Origin of the sequence: Aquamicrobium ahrensii (genome assembly GCF_040545755.1) — a bacterium.
Lineage (GTDB): Bacteria > Pseudomonadota > Alphaproteobacteria > Rhizobiales > Rhizobiaceae > Mesorhizobium > Mesorhizobium ahrensii.
In genome coordinates this window covers 46,971-70,837 of record NZ_JBEPMN010000017.1, presented here as the reverse complement: position 1 = coordinate 70,837, position 23,867 = coordinate 46,971, and the positions used below count along the sequence as shown (strand labels likewise).

General features: G+C 62.7%; 27 protein-coding genes and 1 pseudogene. 10 read left to right on the top strand and 18 right to left on the bottom strand.

All coding sequences use genetic code 11. The features are described 5' to 3' along the window. Positions 1-4 precede the first annotated feature (4 nt). The 3 genes from ABID44_RS16660 (at position 5) to ABID44_RS16650 (ending at position 2,652) form a co-directional block, all read left to right on the top strand. Positions 5-460 carry a thioredoxin domain-containing protein gene (locus tag ABID44_RS16660; RefSeq protein WP_354152833.1) on the top strand — a complete coding sequence of 152 codons (456 nt, stop codon included), beginning with the start codon at positions 5-7 and terminating at the stop codon, positions 458-460. A 33-nt stretch (positions 461-493) separates the two neighbouring features. Further along, entirely contained in the window at positions 494-1,213 is a 720-nt protein-coding gene (locus ABID44_RS16655; RefSeq protein WP_354152832.1) for a cytochrome c biogenesis CcdA family protein, read from the top strand. 125 nt (positions 1,214-1,338) lie between these two features. Further along, positions 1,339-2,652 carry a rhodanese-like domain-containing protein gene (locus tag ABID44_RS16650; protein WP_354152831.1) on the top strand — a complete coding sequence of 438 codons (1,314 nt, stop codon included), beginning with the start codon at positions 1,339-1,341 and terminating at the stop codon, positions 2,650-2,652. 97 nt (positions 2,653-2,749) lie between these two features. Here the strand turns inward: ABID44_RS16650 and ABID44_RS16645 are convergent, their stop codons facing one another. Next, positions 2,750-3,463 (bottom strand): helix-turn-helix transcriptional regulator, encoded by a 714-nt coding sequence (locus ABID44_RS16645; protein WP_354152830.1) that lies wholly within the window; start codon positions 3,461-3,463, stop codon positions 2,750-2,752. Positions 3,464-3,845: 382 nt separating this feature from the next. Between ABID44_RS16645 and ABID44_RS16640 the strand changes: the two genes are divergently transcribed. Both ABID44_RS16640 and purU read left to right on the top strand, forming a co-directional pair. Further along, positions 3,846-4,964 carry an aminotransferase gene (locus ABID44_RS16640; RefSeq protein WP_354152829.1) on the top strand — a complete coding sequence of 373 codons (1,119 nt, stop codon included), beginning with the start codon at positions 3,846-3,848 and terminating at the stop codon, positions 4,962-4,964. A gap of 273 nt (positions 4,965-5,237) precedes the next feature. Further along, positions 5,238-6,122: a formyltetrahydrofolate deformylase gene (gene purU / locus ABID44_RS16635; RefSeq protein WP_354152828.1), complete on the top strand. Its 885-nt coding sequence runs from the start codon at positions 5,238-5,240 to the stop codon at positions 6,120-6,122. Positions 6,123-6,225: 103 nt separating this feature from the next. Here purU and ABID44_RS16630 read toward each other — a convergent pair whose 3' ends face one another. The 5 genes from ABID44_RS16630 to ABID44_RS16610 all read right to left on the bottom strand — a co-directional run bounded on the left by ABID44_RS16630 (position 6,226) and on the right by ABID44_RS16610 (position 11,935). Continuing rightward, positions 6,226-7,146, bottom strand: a complete 921-nt coding sequence (locus ABID44_RS16630) for a LysR substrate-binding domain-containing protein (protein WP_354152827.1) — start codon at positions 7,144-7,146, stop codon at positions 6,226-6,228. A gap of 13 nt (positions 7,147-7,159) precedes the next feature. After that, positions 7,160-8,728 carry an alkyl hydroperoxide reductase subunit F gene (gene ahpF / locus ABID44_RS16625; RefSeq protein WP_354152826.1) on the bottom strand — a complete coding sequence of 523 codons (1,569 nt, stop codon included), beginning with the start codon at positions 8,726-8,728 and terminating at the stop codon, positions 7,160-7,162. Between the two features lie 104 nt (positions 8,729-8,832). Then, entirely contained in the window at positions 8,833-9,396 is a 564-nt protein-coding gene (gene ahpC, locus ABID44_RS16620; RefSeq protein WP_354152825.1) for an alkyl hydroperoxide reductase subunit C, read from the bottom strand. A 375-nt stretch (positions 9,397-9,771) separates the two neighbouring features. Then, positions 9,772-11,331: a D-aminopeptidase gene (locus ABID44_RS16615; RefSeq protein ID WP_354152824.1), complete on the bottom strand. Its 1,560-nt coding sequence runs from the start codon at positions 11,329-11,331 to the stop codon at positions 9,772-9,774. Between the two features lie 157 nt (positions 11,332-11,488). Then, positions 11,489-11,935: a pseudoazurin gene (locus ABID44_RS16610; protein ID WP_354152823.1), complete on the bottom strand. Its 447-nt coding sequence runs from the start codon at positions 11,933-11,935 to the stop codon at positions 11,489-11,491. Positions 11,936-12,103: 168 nt separating this feature from the next. Between ABID44_RS16610 and ABID44_RS16605 the strand changes: the two genes are divergently transcribed. Beyond that, positions 12,104-12,808, top strand: coding sequence for a Crp/Fnr family transcriptional regulator (locus ABID44_RS16605; RefSeq protein ID WP_354152822.1), 705 nt, complete (start codon positions 12,104-12,106; stop codon positions 12,806-12,808). A gap of 6 nt (positions 12,809-12,814) precedes the next feature. Here ABID44_RS16605 and ABID44_RS16600 read toward each other — a convergent pair whose 3' ends face one another. From ABID44_RS16600 to ABID44_RS16545, 12 genes and pseudogenes are all read right to left on the bottom strand, one after another. After that, positions 12,815-13,033 carry a DUF1858 domain-containing protein gene (locus ABID44_RS16600; protein WP_354152821.1) on the bottom strand — a complete coding sequence of 73 codons (219 nt, stop codon included), beginning with the start codon at positions 13,031-13,033 and terminating at the stop codon, positions 12,815-12,817. An 82-nt stretch (positions 13,034-13,115) separates the two neighbouring features. Further along, positions 13,116-14,552 (bottom strand): copper-containing nitrite reductase, encoded by a 1,437-nt coding sequence (gene nirK, locus ABID44_RS16595; RefSeq protein ID WP_354152820.1) that lies wholly within the window; start codon positions 14,550-14,552, stop codon positions 13,116-13,118. 242 nt (positions 14,553-14,794) lie between these two features. Further along, a pseudogene (ccoS, locus tag ABID44_RS16590) lies at positions 14,795-14,944 on the bottom strand (cbb3-type cytochrome oxidase assembly protein CcoS); the annotation flags it as partial. Positions 14,945-14,990: 46 nt separating this feature from the next. After that, positions 14,991-15,767 carry a DUF2189 domain-containing protein gene (locus tag ABID44_RS16585; protein WP_354152819.1) on the bottom strand — a complete coding sequence of 259 codons (777 nt, stop codon included), beginning with the start codon at positions 15,765-15,767 and terminating at the stop codon, positions 14,991-14,993. Between the two features lie 11 nt (positions 15,768-15,778). Continuing rightward, on the bottom strand, positions 15,779-15,988 hold the full coding sequence (locus tag ABID44_RS16580) for a hypothetical protein (protein WP_354152818.1): 210 nt from the start codon (positions 15,986-15,988) through the stop codon (positions 15,779-15,781). After that, positions 15,985-16,863 (bottom strand): cytochrome-c oxidase, cbb3-type subunit III, encoded by an 879-nt coding sequence (gene ccoP / locus ABID44_RS16575; RefSeq protein WP_354152817.1) that lies wholly within the window; start codon positions 16,861-16,863, stop codon positions 15,985-15,987. Before ccoP ends, ABID44_RS16580 begins: the two co-directional genes overlap by 4 nt. A 4-nt stretch (positions 16,864-16,867) precedes the next feature. Continuing rightward, positions 16,868-17,035 carry a cbb3-type cytochrome c oxidase subunit 3 gene (locus ABID44_RS16570; protein ID WP_354152816.1) on the bottom strand — a complete coding sequence of 56 codons (168 nt, stop codon included), beginning with the start codon at positions 17,033-17,035 and terminating at the stop codon, positions 16,868-16,870. Between the two features lie 4 nt (positions 17,036-17,039). Next, positions 17,040-17,768: a cytochrome-c oxidase, cbb3-type subunit II gene (ccoO, locus tag ABID44_RS16565; protein WP_354152815.1), complete on the bottom strand. Its 729-nt coding sequence runs from the start codon at positions 17,766-17,768 to the stop codon at positions 17,040-17,042. 2 nt (positions 17,769-17,770) lie between these two features. Beyond that, on the bottom strand, positions 17,771-19,429 hold the full coding sequence (gene ccoN / locus ABID44_RS16560) for a cytochrome-c oxidase, cbb3-type subunit I (RefSeq protein WP_354152814.1): 1,659 nt from the start codon (positions 19,427-19,429) through the stop codon (positions 17,771-17,773). Between the two features lie 28 nt (positions 19,430-19,457). Further along, positions 19,458-19,655 carry a hypothetical protein gene (locus ABID44_RS16555; RefSeq protein ID WP_354152813.1) on the bottom strand — a complete coding sequence of 66 codons (198 nt, stop codon included), beginning with the start codon at positions 19,653-19,655 and terminating at the stop codon, positions 19,458-19,460. Positions 19,656-20,252: 597 nt separating this feature from the next. Next, positions 20,253-21,878 carry a chaperonin GroEL gene (gene groL, locus ABID44_RS16550; RefSeq protein WP_354152812.1) on the bottom strand — a complete coding sequence of 542 codons (1,626 nt, stop codon included), beginning with the start codon at positions 21,876-21,878 and terminating at the stop codon, positions 20,253-20,255. 49 nt (positions 21,879-21,927) lie between these two features. After that, positions 21,928-22,245, bottom strand: a complete 318-nt coding sequence (locus ABID44_RS16545; protein WP_354152811.1) for a co-chaperone GroES — start codon at positions 22,243-22,245, stop codon at positions 21,928-21,930. Positions 22,246-22,748: 503 nt separating this feature from the next. On the opposite strand from ABID44_RS16545, the gene ABID44_RS16540 reads away from it, so the two are divergent. The 4 genes from ABID44_RS16540 to ABID44_RS16525 are packed head-to-tail and all read left to right on the top strand — an operon-like array spanning position 22,749 to position 23,721. Then, positions 22,749-23,012, top strand: a complete 264-nt coding sequence (locus tag ABID44_RS16540; RefSeq protein ID WP_354152845.1) for a hypothetical protein — start codon at positions 22,749-22,751, stop codon at positions 23,010-23,012. Continuing rightward, positions 23,009-23,320, top strand: a complete 312-nt coding sequence (locus ABID44_RS16535; RefSeq protein ID WP_354152810.1) for a hypothetical protein — start codon at positions 23,009-23,011, stop codon at positions 23,318-23,320. The genes ABID44_RS16540 and ABID44_RS16535 overlap by 4 nt, the downstream gene beginning before the upstream one ends. Beyond that, on the top strand, positions 23,295-23,438 hold the full coding sequence (locus ABID44_RS16530) for a hypothetical protein (protein WP_354152809.1): 144 nt from the start codon (positions 23,295-23,297) through the stop codon (positions 23,436-23,438). The genes ABID44_RS16535 and ABID44_RS16530 overlap by 26 nt, the downstream gene beginning before the upstream one ends. 34 nt (positions 23,439-23,472) lie before the next feature. Further along, positions 23,473-23,721, top strand: a complete 249-nt coding sequence (locus ABID44_RS16525; RefSeq protein WP_378226658.1) for a hypothetical protein — start codon at positions 23,473-23,475, stop codon at positions 23,719-23,721. Positions 23,722-23,867 lie beyond the last annotated feature (146 nt).

Here is a 23,867-nt window from a genome sequence, read left to right as displayed (position 1 = left end):
AAGAATGATCCCGAATTTCCATAGGTTTCGCGGGGCGGCGCTCGCCCTTTCCATCGTCGTCGCCGCCAGCCCTGTGCCCGTCGCGCTCCCGGCTTTTGCGCAGGTCGCCGGGGCGCAGGAAGATGCGCGCGCCCGACTGATCCAATACGAATCCAACGCCACCGATCTCACGGCGATCGCTGCGGATGGAGAAAAGACCGTCGTTTTTTTCTTCGCGTCCTGGTGTCCCAACTGCATCCTGACGCTGTCCGAGTTGTCGGAAAAATGGTCCGAGGTCGAGCCTGACATCACCCTCGTCATCGCCGATTACGACACCGAGACCGAACTCAAATCGAAATACGGCGTCACCTACCAGGACACGTTCGTGCTGCTGGATAAAAAGGCCGACGGCGTGAAGCTCTGGAACGCCGGCGGCGTCGCCGGCCTCAACGAAAACACGCGCCAGGCACCTTCAGAATAGACCGCGACGGCGGCCCGCATCGAAAGATCACATATGACACTTTTTTTCGCGTTCGTTGCGGGCGTGGTCACGGTCCTGTCGCCCTGCGTTCTCCCGTTGCTGCCGGTCATCCTGGCCAATTCGACCATCGGAGGCCGTTTGCGCCCGGCAGGCGTCATCGTCGGTTTTGCGGCCTTCTTCAGCGGCGTCACGCTGTTTCTCAGCCTGTTTGTACGCCAGTTTGCGTTGTCGCCCGATGCGCACCGAACCACTGCTGCGCTCATCTTCGTCATCATGGGGCTGGTGCTCGCCATTCCGGCGCTGAAAGCCCGTTTCGAGATGCTTGCCGCGCCCATCGCCAGCCGCTTCGCATCGGGGGGCAGCGCCTCGTCCGGCTTTGGCGGCGGGGTCGTGGTCGGCGCGGGGCTCGGCCTTGCGTGGACCCCTTGCGTCGGGCCGATCATGGCCTCGGTCATCACGCTGGCGCTCAACCAGCAAACGACGTTTTCCTCCGCCCTCACCGCCCTCGCCTTCAGCATGGGCACCGCCATCCCGATGGGGCTCGCGGTTCTTTTCGGGCACAGGCTCTACAGCCGTACGGGGTTTCTGAAACGCAACAGCGCCCGCATCCAGCAGGCGATGGGCGTTCTCATCCTTGCCGTCGGCCTGACAATCTGGTTCGGGGCGGACCGCGCCATTCAACTCGCGCTCTTCCGCGTCTTTCCCGGCTGGGAGCCCTTCCTGACGGGATGGGAACGCGCCGTTGTGAAATGATTTCGATAAAAATGGGTTTCCGGGAATAATTTTATCCGAAGCCCGGAAGCTTTGGCACCCTTTTGATTGCCGCGAAATCACCCTTCTGTGACATTGCCACTGTAGATTTTTCTGGAGTCCTCCCCATGCTTCGTCTCCCAATGCTTCATACGTCCGCCAAGTCCCTCCTCACAGCCGGCGCGCTTTCGGTGTTCGCACTCGCGGTCGGTGCGCCCGCCATTGACGCCGGCGCGCCCGGCTCGTTTCTGAGCGCCGCCTTTGCCCAGCAGACCAGCTACCCCATCATCGTCAATGTCGTGCAATTTTCCGAACTGGCCGAAAACGGCGCAAAGATCGTCGACGTCCGCCAGAAGGCCGCCTTCGAAAAGGGCCACATCCCGGGTGCGGTCAACCTGCCGTGGGCGTCGCTCAACGTTTCCGAACGCGACGGCATCCGCAACGAATTCCAGGAAGATGCTGTCTTCGAGAAGGTCATCAGCGCGGCTGGCCTTGAAAACGGCGACACGCTGGTGATCTACGACAACAACTCCTTGCCCGGTCGCGCCTTCATCGCGCTCGAATATGCCGGCTTCAAGAATATCCACGTCCTCGACGGCGGCATCGACGCTTTCGGCAGTTCGCTCGAGACGGGTCCGGCCGAAGTCGCGGCAAGCAACTTCAAGATCACCGACAAGCATGACGTGCGCGTCGACAAGGCCTATGTGGAAGCCCGCATCAGCGCGCCCGACGCCGTGGTCGTCGATGGCCGCAACTCCGACGCCTTCGTGGACGGCCACATTCCGGGGGCCAAGTCGCTCGTCGCCTCGCGCCTGCTGACCGATGAGCGCAAGCTCCAGCCGGAGGACGTGATCAACAAGCTGCTGGCTTCGCGCGGCATCGACAAGGAAAAGGAAATCCTCTCCTATTGCGGTTCGGGCGTCGCGGCGGCCAACAATTACATCGCGCTGCGCAATCTGGGCTACACCAACGTGCGCATCTATGACGAAAGCTGGGATGAGTGGAGCCGCGATCCGGCTGCCGGCCAGTCGCTTGCGCTGGGCAACTACGCCTTCACCGGCCAGGATGTTTCGGAAGAGTCGTCGCAGGGTCCGCGCTTCCTCACAGCCGATCAGGTAAAGGAACTTGCCGCCAACCCGAATGTCGTCGTCGTCGACGTACGCTCCCCATCGGACTACAGTGCTGGCCAGATCCCGGGCTCGGTGAACGTGTTCTGGGATACGACCCTCGACGAAAACCGTGTCCTCAAGGACACCGCCGAGCTGAAAAAGCTCTATCAGGAAGCAGGCGTCACGCCGGACAAGCAGGTCATCCTGTTTACGCGCGGCGGCGTCCAGCTCACGCACTCCTACACGGTGCTGTCATTGCTCGGCTTCCAGAATGTCGACTTCTTCACCGGCAAGTTCGAAGGGTGGGAAAACGGCGCGATGCGCCGGGGCTGACTGCGGCTCTCCAGACAATTTCGGAAAAGGCCGTCGCAACGTTGACGGCTTTTTCTTTTCCGGCCGTGCGCGGCTGGAAGATTTCAGGTAGCAAGCATCAAAGACTGAGGCTTTTCAGAAAGGCGGAAAACAGTTCCTGCTGGGTCGAAAGGTTCAGCTTGGCGTAAAGCTTCTGGCGATGGGTCTTCACCGTCGTCGTCGAAATGCCGAGATGATATCCGATCGATTCGCTGGAATGTCCTTTCAGGATGAGGAGAGCGACTTCCCGCTCCCTCGGACTGAGCAGCCCGCGCCCGAAGCTGGAAAACAGATGATCGATCGGCCGGGACTGCGGACGCGGCTTCGCGGGCGAGAGATGCGCCCACAGCCGCCGGAAGATCGCGGCGATCAGGGGGTGCGCCTGCCGCAGCCTTGCAATCGACGCCTCGTCGAAACCGCCCTCGCCGCGGATGCGCGACAGGCTGATCTCAGCCATCTCGTCGCCGGGCAGACCTATGGCCAGGATCAGTTCCTCCAGACCTTCCGGCCACCCATGGGTGCGGTAGCCCAGTTCTTCGTCCTCATGCCGGCGAATGTCCAGATTGCGATAAAGGCCGGAGTCGAAATAATCGTCGGGCGCCAGATCGCGGATCAGGTAGACGCCCGGCTTCAGACCTTCGAGATAGGAATTGTAGACCGGATTGAGCGTATAGGTTCCGGCGATATACAACTCGACGGCGCGCTTGGCGCGCGGACCGGAAAACGTATCGAAGACGTAGCTTGGGCCCCCGGTTCGCCTGTAGACGACCGACAACGCCAGCTCGAAACGCACGACCGATCCTATAGCCGCAAGCAGGGCCTTTATCCCGTCTGGTTGGTCATGGCGCTCGAATGCATGTGCAAACGGCTCTATCCAGCGATCGGTCGTTATGTCGGACATCGTTTGTGTGGGATCATCCGCAGGGAAACGGCCTGCTCCCGCGCGGCCGCGCTACGAAGCTTTCTGACACGGATTTTCCCGTCGCGTCCAGCCCCGGAGGCATCTGCGTCACAGGTCCACCTTGGGGTGGATAGCGCGGCCGGCGTGCCCGTGCATGATGGCCGGCGCGAACACGGATGGGGCTGGAACGCCACGCGCGGCGACCTTGCCGGGCCTGTGCTGTGGCGATCACCCACGCCGTGTGGACGAGCGTACGAGAAGAAAGAGAAAAAGCATGAAAATCAGGGAATTCGGCGTCGAAATATGGATGAACGCCTATGAGAACGACGCGAAATACAATCTTGCGGAAACCTGCGTCCACTCGCTTACCATTTCCGAACTGCTGAAGCTCTCGGGGCGCAACGACGAAGCGCTTTCCGAATTGCTGCCCATGTGGATGGGATATGGCGAGATCGAAGGCTCCGACCGGCTGAAAGACGCAATCCGCAACCTCTATGAGAAGCAGGAACGCGAAAACGTCATCGTCACCCATGGAACCATCGGCGCGAATCATCTTGTCCATTCGGCGCTGGTCGAACCCGGCGATGTGGTGGTTTCGATCGTGCCAACCTATCAGCAGCATTATTCGATACCGGAAAGCTGTCTGGCCCAGGTGCGGCTCGTCTGGCTGAAGCCCGAGAACGACTTCCTGCCGGACCTCGCGGAGCTTGCGGAGGCGGCGAAGGGGGCGAAGCTGATCGCGCTGACCAATCCCAACAACCCGACCGGCGCGCTGATCGACCGTGCCGGGCTGGAAGCGATCGCCGCCATCGCCCGCGCCGAAGGCGCATGGGTGCTGTGCGATGAGGTCTATCGCGGCATCGATCAGGAGGGCGACGGCTTTACACCGGCCATGTGCGATCTTTACGAGAAAGGCATTTCGACCTGTGGCATGTCGAAGGCCTACTCGCTTGCGGGCCTGCGGCTGGGATGGATCGCAGCGCCGGAAGAACTTATCAGGATGGTCTCGATCCATCGCGACTACACGACAATCAGCGTCGGCCGGATCGACGATCATTTCGCTGCGCTCGCTCTCGAAAACAGCGAGCGGGTTCTGGGGCGCAGCCGCAGGATCACCCGCGCGAACCTGGCCGTTCTCGATGCGTGGGTCGCCGCCGAACCGCGCATAGACTATGTGCGGCCGAAGTCAGGGACGACCGCCTTCCTGCGCTACGATCTCGACATGCCTTCCGCCGAGCTGTGCCGCACCTTGCAGGCGCAGACGGGCGTGATGCTCCTGCCCGGCTCGGCGCTCGATATGGAAGGCTGGCTGCGCATCGGCTACGCCTGCGATACGCAGGTGCTGGAAAAAGGCCTCGACCTGTTCTCCGGGTTCCTCGCCAGACAAGGCTGATCTCAAAAAAGAAAGATCGCCGCCGCCCCGCTCCGGGTTTTCGCGAAATGGCGCGAAAGCCCGCATGAGATCTTTGACGAACTGTATCGGCGCACCCGCGTTTGCGGGCCGCATCCCCGTTCGGAGCGCCCGTCACCGCATTCTGGGCAGGCTCGTGTTCACAAGGTTCTGGCCCACAGGGCCGGCGCGTGTTACCGCGCAGGCGAATTCCGGCCTGCCGGCTTCCCGAGAGAGCTTTGGAAGGCCCGGCGCTACCTTGCAAGAGAAAGATCCATGACCAAGTTCTGCCTTCGCGTCGCCTGTGTTTCGACCCGTGGAATCGTCGCCGCCATCTCGTCTTTTCTGGCCGAGCAAGGATGCAACATCACCGACAGCGCGCAGTTCGACGACAGCGACACCGGCCGCTTCTTCATGCGTGTCAGCTTCCGCAGCGAGGAGGGCCGCACGCTCGACGAACTGCAATCGGGATTCGGTCCGGTCGCCGGACGGTTCGGCATGAATGCCGAGTTCTTCGACGAAAGCGCCAAGCGAAAGGTCATCCTGATGGTGTCCCGCTTCGGCCACTGCCTGAACGACCTGCTCTATCGCTGGCGCATTGGCGCCCTGCCCATCGATATCGTGGCCGTGATCTCCAATCACATGGACTATCAGAAGGTCGTCGTGAACCACGACATTCCTTTCCACTGCATACGTGTCACCAAGGACAACAAGGCGGAAGCCGAGGCCGCGCAGATGCGCATCGTGCGCGAAACCGGCGCGGAACTCATCGTGCTGGCGCGCTACATGCAGGTGTTGTCCGACGAGATGTGCCGGGAGATGTCCGGGCGCATCATCAACATCCACCACTCCTTCCTGCCGAGTTTCAAGGGGGCCAACCCCTACAAGCAGGCCTATGAACGAGGCGTGAAGCTGATCGGCGCAACCTCACACTACGTCACCGCCGACCTCGACGAAGGCCCTATCATCGAACAGGACACCGTGCGCATCACCCATGCCCAGTCACCCGAGGACTATGTCGCGCTCGGTCGCGACGTGGAGGCTTCGGTGCTGGCGCGCGCCATCCATGCTCATATCCACGGGCGCGTGTTTCTCAACGGCGACAAGACCGTGGTCTTCCCGGGATCGCCCGGCTCCTACGCCTCCGAACGCATGGGCTGATTTCATCCGGCGTTGAAACCGGGCTCCGGCGGCGTCGACAGACCTGCGGGCGCGCAAGGGCGGGCCGCCCGAACCTGTCGGCGATCTGGGGCACCTGCTTCCTTCAGTGTGAGCGGGACTGCTCCGAGGACGCCATCAACTCTCCGGCAACGGTTGCGATCAGTTCCGCCAGGCTTTCCATCAGATCGGTCGCCCCGCTTGTCTTGCGCCAGAACAGGCCGATGTCGCGCCGGAAGTCGCCCGATTCCAGATGCAGCAACGCCATGTCGCTCGATACGGCAGCACCAACGCAGGCAAGCTGCGGCAACAGCGTGACGCCCATGCCGGCGATCACCATCTGGCGCAGCGTCTCAAGGCTCGTGCCCCGAAAATCGTCATATTCGCGCACGCCGTAGCGACGGCAAAGGGCCAGCGCCTGATCACGCAGGCAATGGCCTTCTTCCAGAAGCATGAGTTGCTGGCTCGAAAGCGCATCGGCAGGCGCCTGCGCCCGCCCGGCCAGTTCATGCCCGCAAGGTACAGCCAGTCGCAACGGCTCGCTGAACAGCTTGCGTCCCGTAAGATGCGGATCTTCGACGGGCAGCGCAAGCAGCACGGCGTCGATCTGACCATCGACCAGCCGCCGCAGAAGAATGCTGCTCTTTTCCTCCGTCAGCAGGATTTCCGTGGAAGGAAAGCTGCGCATGAAGCGGGGCACGACATGCGGCAGGAGATAGGGCCCCAGCGTGGGGAAGACGCCCAGATGCAGGCGTCGCGTGCCGCCGGCGCAATGTCTGGCGGCTTCATCGCGCAGTTGCGCCACTTCATCGAGAATGGCGCGCGCGCGTCTGACCGCCGCTTCGCCGGCCTGTGTCAGGATCAGGCCGCGCGGCGCGCGCTCGAACAGCCTGACGCCAAGCTCCTTCTCCAGCTTGCGGATCTGCGCCGACAGCGTCGGCTGGCTGGCGCGGCAGACTTCCGCCGCGCGGTGGAAATTGCGCTGGTCCGCCAGCGCAACGAGATATTCCAGTTCGCGCAGGTTCATCGCCTGTGAAGCCTCAGGCGGCCCGCACCCCGGCCGGCAGGCGGATCAGATAGTCGAAGGCGGCGAGCGATGCCCTCGCCCCCTCGCCCATCGCGATCACGATCTGCTTGTAGGGCGCGGTCGTGCAGTCGCCGGCCGCGAACATGCCGGGGATCGACGTCGCGCCATGCTCGTCGACGACGATCTCGCCGCGCGCGTTGAGCGAAAGCGCGCCTTTCAGCCATTCGGTGTTGGGCACGAGGCCGATCTGCACGAAGATGCCCTCGAGCGCCAGATCGCGCGTTTCGCCGCTCACGCGATCTTCATAAACGAGACCGGTGACGCGCTTGCCGTCGCCCTTCACCTGCGTGGTGCGGGCCGAGGTGACGATGGTCACGTTGGGCAGGCTCTTCAGCTTGCGCTGAAGCACCTCATCGGCGCGCAGCACCTTGTCGAACTCGATCAGCGTGACATGGCCGACCACGCCGGCGAGATCGATCGCCGCCTCGACGCCGGAATTGCCGCCGCCGATCACCGCGATGCGCTTGCCCTTGAACAGCGGGCCGTCGCAGTGCGGGCAGAACGCCACGCCCTTGCCGATGTACTGCTCCTCTCCCGGAACGCCCATCCTGCGCCAGCGCGCGCCCGTCGACAGGACCACCGATGCGCCGGTCAGCGCCGCGCCCGAGGCCAGCGTCACTCTGAAGCCGTCAGCCACCTGCTCAAGCTTCGTCGCCTGCTGACCATTGATGATCTCGGCGTCATATTCGCGCACATGGGTTTCGAGCGCGCGGGCCAGCTTCGGCCCTTCCGTATGCGGCACTGAAATGAGGTTCTCGATCGACATGGTGTCGAGCACCTGGCCGCCGAAACGCTCGGCGACGACGCCGGTGCGGATACCCTTGCGCGCGGCGTAGACGGCCGCCGCGGCTCCCGCCGGGCCGCCGCCCACGACGAGCACGTCGAAAGGAGCCTGCGCATTGATCGCCTCGACGGCGCGGTCCGCCGCCCCGGTGTCGATCTTCGCCAGAATCTCCTCAACGCCCATGCGGCCCGCCCCGAAAGGTTCGCCGTTGAGGAAGATGGAGGGAACCGACATCACCTGCCGCTCGGAGACTTCCGACTGGAACAGAGCGCCGTCGATGGCGACATGCTCGATGCCCGGATTGAGCACGGCAAGCAGGTTGAGCGCCTGCACCACGTCCGGGCAATTCTGGCACGACAGGGAGAAATAGCTTTCGAACCGGAAGCTGCCCTTGAGCGCCTTGATCTGGTCGATGAGCGCCTGCTCCACCTTGGGCGGATAGCCGCCGACCTGCAGCAGGGCCAGCACCAGCGAGGTGAATTCGTGGCCGAGCGGAATGCCGGCGAAGGTGAGGTGGATGTCTTCGCCTGGCGAGGTGAGCGCAAACGACGGCACGCGCGCATCGGCCGTTTCGCCGCGCCGGAGCGTGATCTTGTCCGACTGCTCGCGGATCTGTTCGAGCAGTTGCAGCAGCTCGCGCGACTTGGCGTCGTCACCAGCATAGGCGATGATTTCAACCGGACGCGCCAGACGTTCGAGATAGCCCTTGAGCTGGGTTTTCAGGTTGGCGTCGAGCATGTCGGTGTTCCTCTGCGAAGTAGGGGAAAGTCCTGCCGACCTTCCCGGCGTTTGCGACCGGGCAGCGTCTGGGAATACGCCGCCCGGCTCTTGTCTTTTCGGGATCAGATCTTGCCGACGAGGTCGAGCGAAGGAGCAAGCGTGGCTTCGCCTTCCTGCCACTTGGCGGGGCAAACCTCGCCCGGATGCGCGCGCACATATTGCGCGGCCTTGATCTTGCGCACCAGGTCCGACGCATCGCGGCCGATGCCCTCGGCGGTGATCTCCATCGCCTGGATGACGCCGTCCGGATCGACGATGAAGGTGGCGCGATCGGCAAGGCCCTCACCTTCGCGCATCACGCCGAAATTGTTGGTCACGACGCCGCTCGGGTCTCCGATCATGGTGTAGTTGATCTTGCCGATGGTGTCGGAGGAATCATGCCAGGCCTTGTGCGTGAAGTGTGTGTCGGTCGAAACCGAATAAACCTCGACGCCCATTTTCTGCAGCTCGCCATAGTGATCGGCAACGTCGCCAAGCTCGGTGGGGCAGACGAACGTGAAGTCGGCAGGGTAGAAGAAGAAAACAGCCCACTTGCCCAGCACGTCCTCATCGGTGACGGAAATGAACTTACCCTGGCGGTAAGCCTGAGCCATGAACGGCTTGATCTTCGAATTTATGGTCGCCACAATGCACTCCTTTCAGAACGGTTGCCGTCGATATAGATGTTGCAGCGCAACACGTAAAATCGATTGGTCGCAAAAAATCGATAGATACTGTCTATCGGGATGGTCAGCCGAGCCCAAAGCGGCCGAATTCCGCTGAAAACCGGTCAATTTCGGCAATATTTGCCAGTTTTTCAGTGGGTTGCGATTTTGCATATCTGCCATGCCGTCGCTGACCTGCGGCACTTTTCAACAGGGCGGACGCTGGCTCGCGTCTTCGAGACGCCCATGCGGGTCAATCGCCGGCGAAATATTTCCAGAAAAAAGCGGGTTTTTGTGCGCATCTGCGAAAAGCAGGAAACGGTTTGTCGCACCGTTTCCGTCAAACTGTGAAACGGCCTATGCAGCCCTGCGATAATCCAGCTTCCGCGCCAGCCAGCAGCCAAGCATCGCCCCCGAAACCCTGCCGCTGGAATCGCGGCTGATATGCAGGGTCCAGTCGCCGGGGGCCGGCGCATCCATGGAACGGCGGGTGCGAACCAGCCAGATGTCGGGCCCGGCGGGATGGACCGGCTCCATGCGTCCTTCGCCGAACCGACCGCTGAACAGCACGAAAGCCGCACCGCCATGCGTTTCTATGCGCAGGTTCGCGCCCGTTTCGGCGCAAACGTAATCGCCGGCGATCTCGCCTGCATCGGCCATCTCGACGACCGGAACCGGATGCATGATGGTATCGAGATTGTCCCGCAGGCGGCGCATGCGCAGCGCCTCGCCGTTGCGCTCCACAATGGTATCCGTCGATTCGAGGCGGCCTTCGGCCGTCTGGAACAGCGTCTCGGGACTGGTGGCGAAGCGCAGCTTCGCCATGTCGCCTTGCGGCTCCAGCCGGGCGAGCAGGCCGGTCGTCGGGCAAAGCCACTGGCCTTTCCAGTCAGACGCAACCGCTTTACCGGCGGGTTGCGCCAGCCCCAGTCCGGCCCGGAACAGCCCCACTGCCGCCCCGTGCGCATCCGCCTCATGATTGAACATCACAACGACTGAAATCCGCTCGTCGCGTGCATTGAGGCGGTGGGCGCGAAAGCCGCGCAACGCGCCGCCATGACCGGTTACGGCTAAGCCCGAGATTTCGTCATGCGCCAATCCGAAGCCGTAACGGGCCGCACTGCCGTCAGCGAACCGGGGCTTCGCCGAAATGCGGCGATAGATCGAGTTTTCATCTTCGCGCGTGGCGTCGATCCAGCGCTCGTAGGCCAGCAAGTCGTCCAGCGAGGCCGATATGCCCGCATCGCCGGTCCAGTACACTCCGTTGTCAGCCGCAAGAAAGCCGACGGCGTCGTTGCCCTCGTAGCCGGTGACGCTATCGACCGGATGGCGCGTGTCGGGGGCCAGCACGGCTGTGGCCATGCCCGCCGGCTCCCAGATATGACGTCGGCAGAGATCCTCCAGCGCCTTGCCTGAAACGGTCGCCAGTTCGGCGAGGATGCGGTAGTTGCAGTTGCAATAGGAGTAACCGGCGCCCGGATGGAAATGGCCGCCCCGGATCGCAGCCACCATGGGGAGGGCATCCTCGCGCCTAAAGGTTTGCTCCGCTCTCGCGCCTTCCAGAACCGTCATCGCCCAGTAGTCGCGCAGCCCCGACTGGTTGTCGCAGAGCTGTCGAACCGTGGGGCGGCGGCCTTCAAAGTTCGGAAGAAAATCGGGCAGGACGGCTTCCAGAGCCTCCGTGCCGCCGAACTCGCCAAGAATGGAGCCGCAGGTGAACTGCTTGGAGATGGAGCATATCGGCAAACGTGTCCGCCGCGTCATGCGTGCATGCGTTTCAAGTGAAGCATATCCCCAGACTCGGCTGGCCACCTCCTTGCCCTCATGCACGACCACAGCCACCCCACCCGGACCGGCGAACCGGATGGGCAGGAGGTTGAGAGCGGCTTCGAGGGCGGGGAGGTTCAGGGATTTCATAGGCGCGCATCATCCCGTTAACGCACGGGATTGCAATCGCCCACTTGCAGGAAACACCGGGTGTTTGTTGGGCCACCTGCACTCACGCCCGCCACCGTCGCGCCGAGGTTGGACGGGCGACCAGATGGCCACCGCCTACGACATGAAGCACGGCGTGCTAGCTGGCCGGGACCATCGCCCACAACTTCTCGAACACGCCTTTCGCCTTGCCGGGATTCTTCACGGCTTTGGCGGCTTCCAGATTGACCGGTTTTCCGACGGCGACCAGCATCACCATGCCCATGCCGTAGTGGGGCGTGCATTTGATGCCGTAAACGCCTTCCTCACTGACTGTATAGGTGATTTCCTCGTTGATCTTTCCCTTGAACGGGTCTGCGCCCTCCGGCATCATTCCCTTGATGCTTTCGGCGTTGTGGCCCTTGTCGACCGCGACGAAGCGGATTGTGTCGCCGGGCGCGGCCTGAACGAAGTCGGGTTCGAAGACCATCGTCCCCTTTTCCCCCTTGTTCAGCATGTGGACCTCAAATTCAGCCGCCCCCGCGCCCTGCACGGCGATGGCCATCACCCCCGCAGCGAGCGCCGCGGCAACAAGCATTGTTTTCATGATTTTTCCTTCCGTATCTCCACGTTTCCGGTTTCGTCCGGTATCTAGCGCGAACCGGAACACCCAACTTTGCGGAAGCACAAACAGCGGCCAGATGCGGGCTTTCAACGACAACTTGTTCCCCGGGGCGCTCCGTGGGAAAGTCCCGCACTCATTTGGAGAACCAGATTGAATCGCCTCGACCCCTCGCTGATTTCCGGAATGCCGCCCTTTGAAGGAATTGCTCCGGACGATCTGGCGGACATGCTCCGCAGCGCCAGGCCCAGCCGCGTGAAGGAGGGAGCCGCGATCTTCGGCCAGGACGAGCCGGCGCAATCCTTCTTCCTGCTGCTTGACGGACGGGTGCGCGTCGTCAAGACGACGCCCGACGGGCAACAGGTCGTCATGCGCTACATCATGCCCGGCGAGCTTCTGGGCATCGCGCAGGCGCTGGGCCGCAGCACCTACCCAGCGACGGCGCTGGCGGTGATGGATTGCCTCGTGCTGGTGTGGAATGGCCAGCTATGGAGCGAATTCGCTGCAAGATGGCCGAGCTTTGGCCAGAACACCTACAAAACCGTGGGGCTGCGGCTGCAGGATGCGCAGACGCAGGTGATCGAAATGGCGACCGAACAGGTGGAGCGGCGCGTGGCGCACGCCTTGCTGCGGCTGGCCCATCAATCGGGACGCAAGACGGACAACGGCATCCTGATCGACTTTCCGATCTCGCGGCAGGATATCGCCGAAATGACCGGCACCACGCTTCATACGGTGAGCAGGCTCCTGACCGCATGGGAAGAAAAGGGACTGGTCGGCGGCGGCCGCATGCAGGTGTGCATCACCGACCCGCACGGGCTGCTCCTGCTGGCCGATGGCAGGACCGGCCGGTCCTGAACCTTCTCAACCCTGCCGACCGCGGATGGCTTCCATCAAGGCGTTACGGAAATCGTCGCCATCGATTTGATGCGCGCGTATCGCGTCCTCGACCGTATGGAAAGGAGCGATCGGGCAGCCGACGCACAGCAGGCCGTGGTCGAGCACCACGCGGACGGTCGCCGGCCAAAGCCGCATGATTTCATCCATGCTCATGTCGTCCCGATATTGCCTGTTGGTGGGCATGGCGCACGCTGGCCTTTCCAGCCAAAGAGCTGCGTTGGAAAGAAAATGGGCGCGTCCGTGACGCGCCCACTCCCGCCCGCGATTATTCGCCGAGGCTTCCGGCCGGACCGGAGTGCATGATCTCGTCATCCTTCGGTCCGTCGACGATCAGGTAACCGGCCAGCCCACGCTCGGCACGCGACAGCGCATGGTCGACCAGCACATAGTGGCCGCCGCGATCGATCTTGAAATCGACGATGGTCGCGCCGCCTGGCGGCACCGTGACGGTCTGCACTCCCGTCACGGGAGGCGACGTCACGCTGCCCAGCGTGTAGACATGATCGAATATCTCGCCGATCACGTGGAAGGACGAGGTGTAGTTCGGCCCGCCAACGCCAAAGAAGATGCGCACCGTCTCGCCAGCCGTTGCATAAAGGGGATGCGAGTTGGTGAGCGCCCCCACCGAGCCGTTGAACAGGAAGTATTCCGCCCGCTCGGAGATCAGCTTGTCGTAGTCCATCTCCATCTCGCCCTGCGTGCCGAATGGCTCGACGGTATAGAGTTCGCCCTGCATCACATAGAATTCACGATCGACCTGAGGCAATCCGCCTTCCGGCTCCACGAGGATGAGACCGTACATGCCGCTGGTGATGTGGTGAGCCACGCTGGGCGTCGCGCAGTGATAGACGTAGATGCCCGGCTTGAGCGCCTGGAAGGTCACCACCGCTTCCTCGCCCGGCGCGATCTGCGTGAAGTCCGCACCACCGCCCGGACCGGTCGCTGCATGGAAGTCGACCGAATGCGGCATCACGCTGTCAGAGGCGTTCTTCAGGTGAACCTCGACGGTGTCGCCCACGCGCACCCGCAGGAACGGGCCAGGAACCTTCCGGTTGAAGGTCCAGTAGACATAGGTCGTTCCGTCATCGAGCTTGCCCTTCAGCTCCACCGTCTCCATTTCGACCTTCACCACCTGAGGCGGACGCTGGCCGATGGGACCGGGCAGATCGGCGGGATCGTGAACGATGTCGGCCGCATCCGTGTCCATGGCCTCGCGCGGTCCGGGCATCACATGAATCAGGCCCTCCATGCCCGCCTCCCGGTGACCGGCGATCGAGCAGAAATAGGCGAATTCACCGACTTTCGTCGCGATGAAGGAGAAGGTGGAGGAAGCGTTTATACCCACCACGATAGACGAGCGGGCCGGATATTGGTCGATGACCACATCGTGCTCGGCGCCTTCGCCGTTGATGAGGTTGACCTGCACGAGCTCGCCCTCATGCACCATCAGCGTCGGATTGATCTGGCCGTCGATGTCGCCGCCGACGCCGAGATAAACCATCCGTCCGCCCGCGATCCCCGTCTTCAAGGTGAAGATGGTGGCGTTGTGGTAGCTGACGGCCGGAGACGCGCCCGCATTGCCTGCATCAGGCGTCGGCGTCGCCGGCTGCGCGGGATCCGCCTGCGCCAGATCCGTGGCTGCTCCGTGGTTGTGCGCCTGTCCCATGGCCGGCGACAGCATCAGCATGAATGCGCCGGCCATCGTCGCAAGCCACCGCACAGGACGCTTGCCGGGAGTTTTGCGCCGGACACCGCTTGGCGGGCCGGTTCTGTTTCCACTGTTCACCGGGAAAACTCCTCTGTCGATGATGTCAGATGGAGTTTATCCGCACCGCCGGGACGGACTTTGCGCAAACACAAACAATTGCGAAGGAGGGCTTGTCAGCCCCGCTTGCCGCCCGCTTCGCGGGATTCATCGGCTGAAGACGCCTGTCCGCCGCCGATCCGGTCGCCTTCATCATCGATGAATATGCGCTCGGCAGCCCCGTCAAGATCGTCATACTGGCCACTTTTTAGCGACCACAGGAAAGCCCCGAGCGCCACCCCGCCCAGCGCCAGCGCCAGCGGCACCAGATAGATGAGGCTGCCCGTCATCCGACCGCCCCCGGCAAAATCGCCCGGCTTGCGCGCGGACGGCGCCTCATCTGATCGCCCGGTAGCTGTGCCAGGTCGCGTGACCGAGCAGCGGGAAGATCACGATCAGGCCGACGAGGCCGGTGACAACGCCGATCAGGAAAAGCACAAGCACGATAGCGCCCCACATCAGCATGACCGGCAGGTTCCTGAACACCATGGAGATGGACGTTCCCATCGCCGTGAAGGCGTCGATCTTCTCGGCCAGCAACATGGGAATGGAGAAGGTGCTGATGGCGAAGGAGAAGGCGGCGAACAGGCCGCCAACCACGGCGCCGACCACCAGCATGCCCCACCCCTGCGGCGTTGTGAACAGCATCGCGGCGATATGGTCTATGCCGGGGAATGGCCGCAGGCCGAAGAACAGCGCGTAGATGATGACCGCCGCGCGCATCCACACAAGCATCAGCAGACACAATATCGCGCCGGTGAACCACACCTGCGCGCCCGATTCCGCCTTGACGAAGATCATGCTCGCAAGGCTCACCGGCCTGCCTTCCTCCAGGTCGCGGCTCTTCTGATAAAGGCCGATGGCGACCAACGGACCGACGACCATGAAGCCGGCCAGCGCCGGGAACAATATGTAGTCGAGCTCCAGCCTGAAGAGGCAGGTCACGACGGCCAGCGACAGCACGAACACCACCAGCCCGTAGGCGAGGCTGGGCAGGGGCTTGCGCCACAGGTCGCGCCAGCCTGCTGCCAGCCAGCCGAAGGCGGCGCTTGCCGGGAGGTTGCGCCGGCGCTGTTGGGCCAGGGGCAGAGGCGTGCTTTCAGTGCGTCCCATGAACTTCCTCCTCAGCAGGCCGACCTGGCGGCGCGGTAGGTTCCCGCCCCGTCAGCCGCCTTTTCATGCGGCACGCACTCCGGCTGGGAGCCAAGCGCGACATAAACGAGATGGGCGTTGGCGCCGACGAACAGCAGCACGCCGGCGGTCACGATCAGCACCGAAATCAGCCGCCAGTTAACAAGGGTGGCGCGGCGCACGCTCCGGCTGCCGGCGTTCATTGGGCGCCTCCGCCAAGCGCGCCGACATAGAGCGCCAGAATCTTGATATCGACCGGCGAAAGCCGACCCTGCCAGTGCGGCATATGCCCCTGCCGGCCCGAATAGATGGTCGTGAACACCGACTGAGCGTCGCCACCATAGATCCAGTTCCCGTCGGTCAGATCGGGCGCGCCGACCTCGACCATGCCCTTGCCCTCCTCGCCGTGGCAGGCCGCGCAGTTCGCCGTGAACACGTCCTGTCCCACCTCCAGCCGGGCCCGATCGGCTTCGGACAGCTGCTGGCCGGACAGCGAGCGCACATAGGCCGCCACCGCGCTGACCTGCGCCATCTCGAGCACGCCGTCGCGGCCGAAGGCCATCATCTGGGAGACCCGCGTGTCGTCATTGGTCGAATTGATGCCGACGCCGATGGTCTCGGCGACGGTCTCCGGGTCGCCGCCCCACAACCACGCGCCGGCGGCGAGGTCGGGGAAACCGGGACCACCTGTGCCGCGCACGCCGTGGCAGACGGCGCAATTGTCAACGAACAGCGTGCGGCCGGTGTCGCGCACATGGCGCATCAGCTCGTCGTCGGCAGCGATGGCGGCGAAATCCTCCGTGGCGATGCGGTCGGTCCAGACCGCTCGCGAAGCCGTCGCCTCCTCGACCTGTCGCGTCACCACAGTGCGCTGGTCGATGCCGAGCAGCCCCTTGGTGTAGGTCCAGCCGAGCGGCCAGGCCGGCATCAGCAGCCAGTAGCCAATCGAGAAAAGCGTCCCGGCGATCAGGAAGAAGAACACCACGCGCGGGATTGGCGTGTTCAGTTCCTCAATGCCGTTCCACTCATGGCCGGTGGTCAGCCGTCCGGTGACGGGATCGTGCTTTTCGGTTGCCATGCGCCTACTCCCCCGGCCGGTCGTCATCATCATCGAGAATGCTTTTCTTGGCCCGGTCGAAGCGCTTCCTGTTGGCCGGCCAGAAGGCGTAGACGAGCACCCCGACGGCGAAGATGATCAGATAGAAAAGCCCCCAGCTCTTGGCGAAGGCGACGAGCGTTTCATGGTCCATAGCCTCACTCCCGCGCCGACGCCGTCTGGTGCGCGGCGTCCGTCAGGCCGCCGAGTATCTGCAGATAGGCGACCAGCGCGTCCATCTCGGTGATGCGGGCGGGGTCGCCGTCGAATGCCCTGATGTTGGTCGCCTCGCCGTAGCGTTCGGCCACGCCCTGTGCATAGCTGCTGTCGGGATTGGCCTGCCCGAAAGCATCCCATTGCGCATTGGCGATCATCTCATCGGTATAGGGAACGCCGACCTTGCGCTGGGCCGCCAGATGCAGGCCGAGGTCGTCGTATTTCAGCTCGTTGCGCATCAGCCAGCCATATTTCGGCATCACCGATTCCGGCACCACGTCGCGCGGGTTGATGAGGTGGGCGACATGCCAGGCGTCGGAATATTTGTCGCCGAGGCGGGCGAGGTCCGGCCCCGTGCGCTTCGAACCCCACAGCATGGGATGGTCGTATTGCGACTCCACCGCCAGCGAGAACGGGCCGTAGCGCTCGACCTCGTCGCGCAGCGTACGGATCATCTGCGAATGGCAGGCGTAACAGCCCTCGCGGATGTAGATGTTGCGGCCGGCCAGTTCGAGCGGTGTGTAGAGGCGCATGTCGGGCGCTTCCTCAACCGTCTCGTCGATGGTGAACAGCGGGGCGATCTCGACCAGCCCGCCGATCGAGGCGACCGCTACGATGGCGATCACGAAGCCGATGGCGTTGCGTTCCAGTTTGCGGTGAAAGCTGGGCATGGTCACTCTCCCGGCTGGACGGCGGTGGACGGCTGTAGTTCGGGCACGTCGGCGTCCGTCCCGGCTGCCGCTGCTTGCGTGCGGGACATGCGGATCGTCATGAAGACATTGTAGGCGCCGACGATCGCGCCGGCGAGGAAGAACAGCCCGCCCACGGTGCGTGCGATATAGTAGGGATGCATGGCGACGAGGCTGTCGATGAAGGAATAGGCCAGCGTGCCGCTGTCATTGTAGGTGCGCCACATCAGGCCCTGGATGATGCCCGAGTTCCACATCGCGAAGACATAGATGATCGTGCCGGAGAGCGCGAGCCAGAAGTGGACCTCGACCAGTTTCGGCGAATACATGCGCTCCTGCTTCCACATCCACGGCACCAGCGCGTAGATGGAGCCGTAGGTGATCATCGCCACCCAGCCGAGCGCGCCGGCATGCACGTGGCCCACGGTCCAGTCGGTGTAGTGCGACAGCGAATTGACGGCGCGGATGGCCATGAACGAGCCCTCGAAGGTGGAAAGCCCGTAGAACACGGCCGCCACCATCATGAAGCGAAGCGTGGCGTCGGTGCGCACGCGGTCCCACGCGCCATTGAGCGTGGCCAGCGCATTGCCTGCCGAGGCCCAGGACGGCACCAGCAGCACCAGCGAAAAGGTCATGCCCAGCGTCTGCACCCATTGCGGCAGCGCCGTGTAGTGCAGGTGGTGCGAGCCCGCCCACATATACATGAAGGTGATGCCCCAGAAGCTGATGATGGAGAGCCGGTAGGAGAAGATCGGCCGTTCGGCGCGCTTGGGCAGATAGTAATACATCATGCCGAGGAAGCCGGCGGTGAGGAAGAAGGCGACGGCGTTGTGGCCATACCACCATTGGGTCATCGCATCCTGCACGCCGGAAAACAGCGAGTAGCTCTTGGCGTGACCGAAGGAGACCGGCACGGCGAGATTGTTGATGATGTGCAACACCGCCACAACCAGAATAAAGGCCATGTAGTACCAGTTGGCGACATAGATGTGCGGCTCCTTGCGCCGCTGCAGGGTGCGGATATAGATGAGGAAATAAACCACCCACACGATCACCAGCCAGATGTCGGCATACCATTCGGGCTCGGCATATTCCTTGGACTGGGTGAGCCCCATCAGATAGCCGCTGGCGGCCAGCACGCAAAACAGGTTGTAGCCAATCAGCACGAACCACGGGCTGAACTGGTCGGGCAGCCGCGCCCGCGAGGTGCGCTGGAGAACGTGGAAGGAAGTGGCGATCAGCGCATTGCCGCCGAAGCCGAAGATAACGCCGGAGGTGTGCACCGGGCGAATGCGGCCGAAGCTCGCCCAGCCGGCGTCGAATGTGAGGTCCGGCCAGGCCAGAAGCGCAGCCACCCAGACGCCGAAGAACATTCCGACCACTGCCCAGATCATGGTCAGGACGATGCCGAACTTGGTCGGATCGTCGTAATAGCGTGACAACCGCTCTTCTGGCGGTTCGGGGTCATGATAGCGCGAGATCACCACAAAGATCAGCCCGAGGCTGAAGGCGAGCACGATGAAGCCATGAATGCCCAGCGCGTCGCCCCGGCCGGCTGCGGCCATGGCAAGCCCGCAAAGAGCGAGCAACGACAGCACCATCAGGGAGAGCTGGCGTTCGGCGACCGTCAATGCTGAGATCATCTGGCTTTTCCCCTCGTTCGTCCGCCGGCTAAGCCGCCGCCATTGTTTCGATGCCAGACAGCACGCCCGGCCGGTCCCGCGTGGCGGCACGGGCCTGCATGCGCAGCGCATGACCGGTGTGTGGCGTCGGATGCATGGCGTTGCTCTTGCAAAGGCGAACAGGCGGGAAGCCGAAAGAAACGCGCGGTAAGGTGACGGTCTGCTGCAAATCGGAATCGGATGGCATCAGGCTCTCCTGCACGAAACGCGTGTCCCGCTTTCAAAGAAGTATATTCAATGCCTCTTTTTTCGCAAACGTCTCCGGGGAAAAATGTGCGATATGGTCGCAGGACACGTTTTCCCTCGGGAGGCGACGCCGCAGCGCCATGATTCCTGCCGGACGTATGGCGACCCGGAAGGGTCGTGATGCGCGATGGATCGGGAAATTGCGAAGGCCAAGGTGGACGGGTAAGGAGCCAGGCGCGACATCGCTGTTCCCCGTTTTGAGGCCACGCCTCGATCGATCAGCGGCACGGCTCGATCCGTGGTCGGGCCGTCACGAACGCCGCTGCTTATGACGGTGTGAAGTTCACCGCAACATGGTCAAACGCCTGAACACCGGATCGACCGTATAGGCCGACGCGGCCTGTCGGCCGAAGAAAAACGGGAAGCCGACCGCAGCCGCCTTCCCGAAAGCCGCCCCCAATGGATTTCGGATCGAAGGATTCAATTCCCTTGAAGGCCTGGTGTTGTTTTCCACTGAGAGCAGACCACGGACGGAGCGTTATGCGCTGAGAGGCCTCGCCCGTCCGGTCCAAGCTGGCCGGACGGATCAGGCCACTGCTCAATAGCCCATATCGCCATTGCCGTTTGCGGGAGCGGCATCTCTGGCGGGCGCATCCGCGATCATCGCTTCGGCGGTGATCAGGAGCGCGGCGATGGAGCCGGCGCCCTGCAACGCGGCCCGCACCACCTTGGCTGGATCGATGATGCCGGTCTTGATCATGTCGACATAGGTTTCGGTCTGCGCGTCGAAGCCGTAATCATGGTCCTCGCTGTCCGTCAGCTTGCCGACGACGATCGAGCCTTCGAATCCGGCGTTCTCGACGATCTGCCGAACCGGAGCCTCGAGCGCCCTGAGAACGATCGAGACGCCCGCCGTCACCTCGGCGTTTTCTCCGGTAAGTCCTTTCAGCGCCGCTCGCGCGCGCAAGAGCGCCACGCCGCCGCCCGGCACAACGCCTTGCTCGACCGCGGCCCGGGTCGCGTTGAGCGCGTCGTCGACGCGGTCCTTCTTTTCCTTGACCTCGGTCTCGGTCGCGCCGCCGACACGGATGACGGCGACGCCGCCGGCGAGCTTCGCCAGCCGCTCCTGCAACTTCTCCTTGTCGTAGTCCGAGGTGGCTTCCTCGATCTGCGCCTTGATCTGGGCAAGACGCCCCCCAATGGCGCTCTTTTCGCCCGCGCCGTCGACGATGGTGGTCGTATCCTTCTCGATCACCACGCGTTTTGCACGCCCGAGCATCGCAAGCGTGACATTTTCCAGCTTGACGCCAAGATCTTCCGAAATCATCTGACCTGCGGTGAGGATCGCGATATCCTCGAGCATCGCCTTGCGGCGGTCGCCGAATCCCGGAGCCTTGACGGCCGCGACCTTAAGGCCGCCACGCAGCTTGTTGACGACGAGCGTCGTCAATGCTTCGCCTTCGACATCCTCGGAGATGATCAGCAGCGGGCTTGACGACTGCACGACGGCTTCGAGGATCGGCAGCATCGCCTGCAGATTGCCGAGTTTCTTTTCGTGGATGAGGATGTAGGGGTCCTCCAGTTCCACGCGCATCTTCTCGGTATTGGTGACGAAGTAAGGCGACAGATAGCCGCGATCGAACTGCATGCCCTCGACGACGTCGAGTTCCGTCTCGGCGGTGCGAGCCTCCTCCACGGTGATGACGCCCTCATTGCCCACCCTGTCCATCGCCTTGGCGATCATCTCGCCGACGCTGGCGTCGCCATTGGCGGCGATGGCGCCGACCTGCGCGATTTCGGCCGTCGATTCCACCTTCTTCGCCCTCGTCTGGATTTCCTTGACGACGGCGGCCACGCCGAGATCGATGCCGCGCTTGAGGTCCATGGGGTTCATGCCGGCGGCAACCAATTTCGCGCCTTCGCGCAGGATGGAAGCGGCAAGCACGGTCGCCGTCGTGGTGCCGTCGCCGGCAAGGTCATTGGTCCTGGAGGCGACCTCGCGCACCAGCTGCGCCCCCATATTCTCGAACTTGTCGCCAAGCTCGATCTCCTTGGCGACGCTGACGCCGTCCTTGGTGATACGCGGCGCGCCATAAGGCCTGTCGATGACGACGTTGCGCCCCTTGGGGCCGAGCGTCACCTTGACGGCGTTATTGAGCAGTTCGACGCCGCGCAACATGCGGTCGCGCGCGTCAGCGGAGAATTTGATTTCCTTGGCAGCCATTTTCTTCGTCCAGTTCGGTCATGTGATTGAAGGGTCGGAGGTCGGCCGGTCAGGAAGCTTTCCTGGCGGCCGCCTCGATTTTCCTGACGACGCCCATGATGTCGGTCTCCTTCATGATCAGGAGATCCTCACCATCGATGCTGACTTCAACGCCGGACCATTTGCCGAACAGGATGAAATCGCCCACTTCGACATCGAGCGGCACGAGCTTGCCGCTCTCGTCGCGGGAGCCCGGGCCGATGGCGAGCACTTCACCTTCCTGCGGCTTTTCCTTCGCATTGTCCGGGATAATGATCCCGCCTTTGGATACTGCATTGTTTTCCGCGCGACGGATGACGACGCGGTCGTGGAGTGGCCGAAATTTCATTGGGATTCTTTCTGCGGCCGGCGCATAGGGCGACTGCATCCCTTATGTAGCGCGTTTGGCACTCGAATGATAGGAGTGCTAAAATTTATTCTCCGGCGCTTGAAAAAGGCTGAAAGAATTAGCGCGCCCAAAGGTTGGCGTTTGTCTGATTTGAGATCATGCTTTGCTTCGATGTTCAATCTGGCAGGCTTTTATTCAGATCGATTTTACATTGTTCCATAAAATAAATATGGCGATACGGCTTGTTTGAAAGCCATTTGGGGCGCATATATAGAACTCGTTGATTTGGCCGATTTGGCTTTGCGGTGTCAGAGACCCGCCATTCACCACCGAATTCTCGACAGCGAAAGTATTGTTCCAGCTTGGCGCGATCTGTCGCTTTGCGCGAACATGGAACGAACCCCACCGCTGACCACGGATGTACTGGCAGCATAAGGTTCGTTTCGGTTCGGGCAGGTATGATGCAGGAAGCGCTTCCGCGGGTTCCTGTGGAGGTCATAGCCATGACAACACGCACTACGCAGACAGTCATCCGCTTTTCATCCCCCTTCCTGCTGCCGGGTTTCGACGCTCTGCAGCCGGCTGGCGAATATCGAGTCGATTACGACGAAGAATTGATCGACGGCGTTTCCCGGCTCGCCTGGAGACGGGTTGGGGCGTTCATCCATCTGCCGGCGATCTCCATGCAACTTCCAACGCAACAGATGGCGCCAATCAATCCGGCGGATCTCGATGCCGCACTCGAAAAGGACAATGAATCGTCATGACGACCACACACGTCTTGCAACGCAGCCGTCAGCCTCCACGAGACGCCACAGCTCATCTCTTCACCGTTGGACAGTCTGTCCGCCTGAAAGGCGGATGGCCGGCTGCGCCTGGGGAGATATATCACATCACCGCTACGCTGCCGCCGCGAGGCAACTCCCCGCAGTACCGCATCCGCAACGACGATGAACGTTATGAGCGGGTGACAACCCAGGACAACCTCGAACCGGTTCGCACGCCGCGGCCCGACGACGACGCAACTCTTATAGAAAGGACGTTCGGCCATGGCCAAAGGACAAAAACGCAGTAGCCGCGAGATCAGGAAACCGAAACAGGAAAAGGCGCCGCCCAAGCCTGAAAGCACGTTCGGCAACCAGATCAAGCTGGCCACCAGCGCCAACACCGCGCGCGGCAAAGGCAAGACCTGACGGCCCCACACCGCCGCCGCGAAACGAAGCAGGGATGGCGATGCGGGTCGTGATCGAGTTCTACCGTATCCGGGATAAGGACGACGCGCATGCCGTCGTCGGTCGCGAAACAGCGGATGTTGCCGACCTCGACGCTGCGATCGGGATTGCGCGGCAGCTTTCGCAGACACTCGCCATGCCGCAGAAACCGGACGCCATGACGATCGCCGATGCGCGCGGCGCAACGCTCCATTCCGAAAACATTGATGCGGCGGCGTCTGACGAAGAAAGGCCGATACCATGAACGCTCATAGCAGTGAAACCAGACGAAGCCGCGATGTCGCTGCGATCAGCACCTGGGAAAACGAAGGCGGCGCGCCGGCGCGCGACTCCACCCTCAACAGCCACAGGGCCGGACACCGGAAAGAGCGGATCAGCCTTTCCCGATCT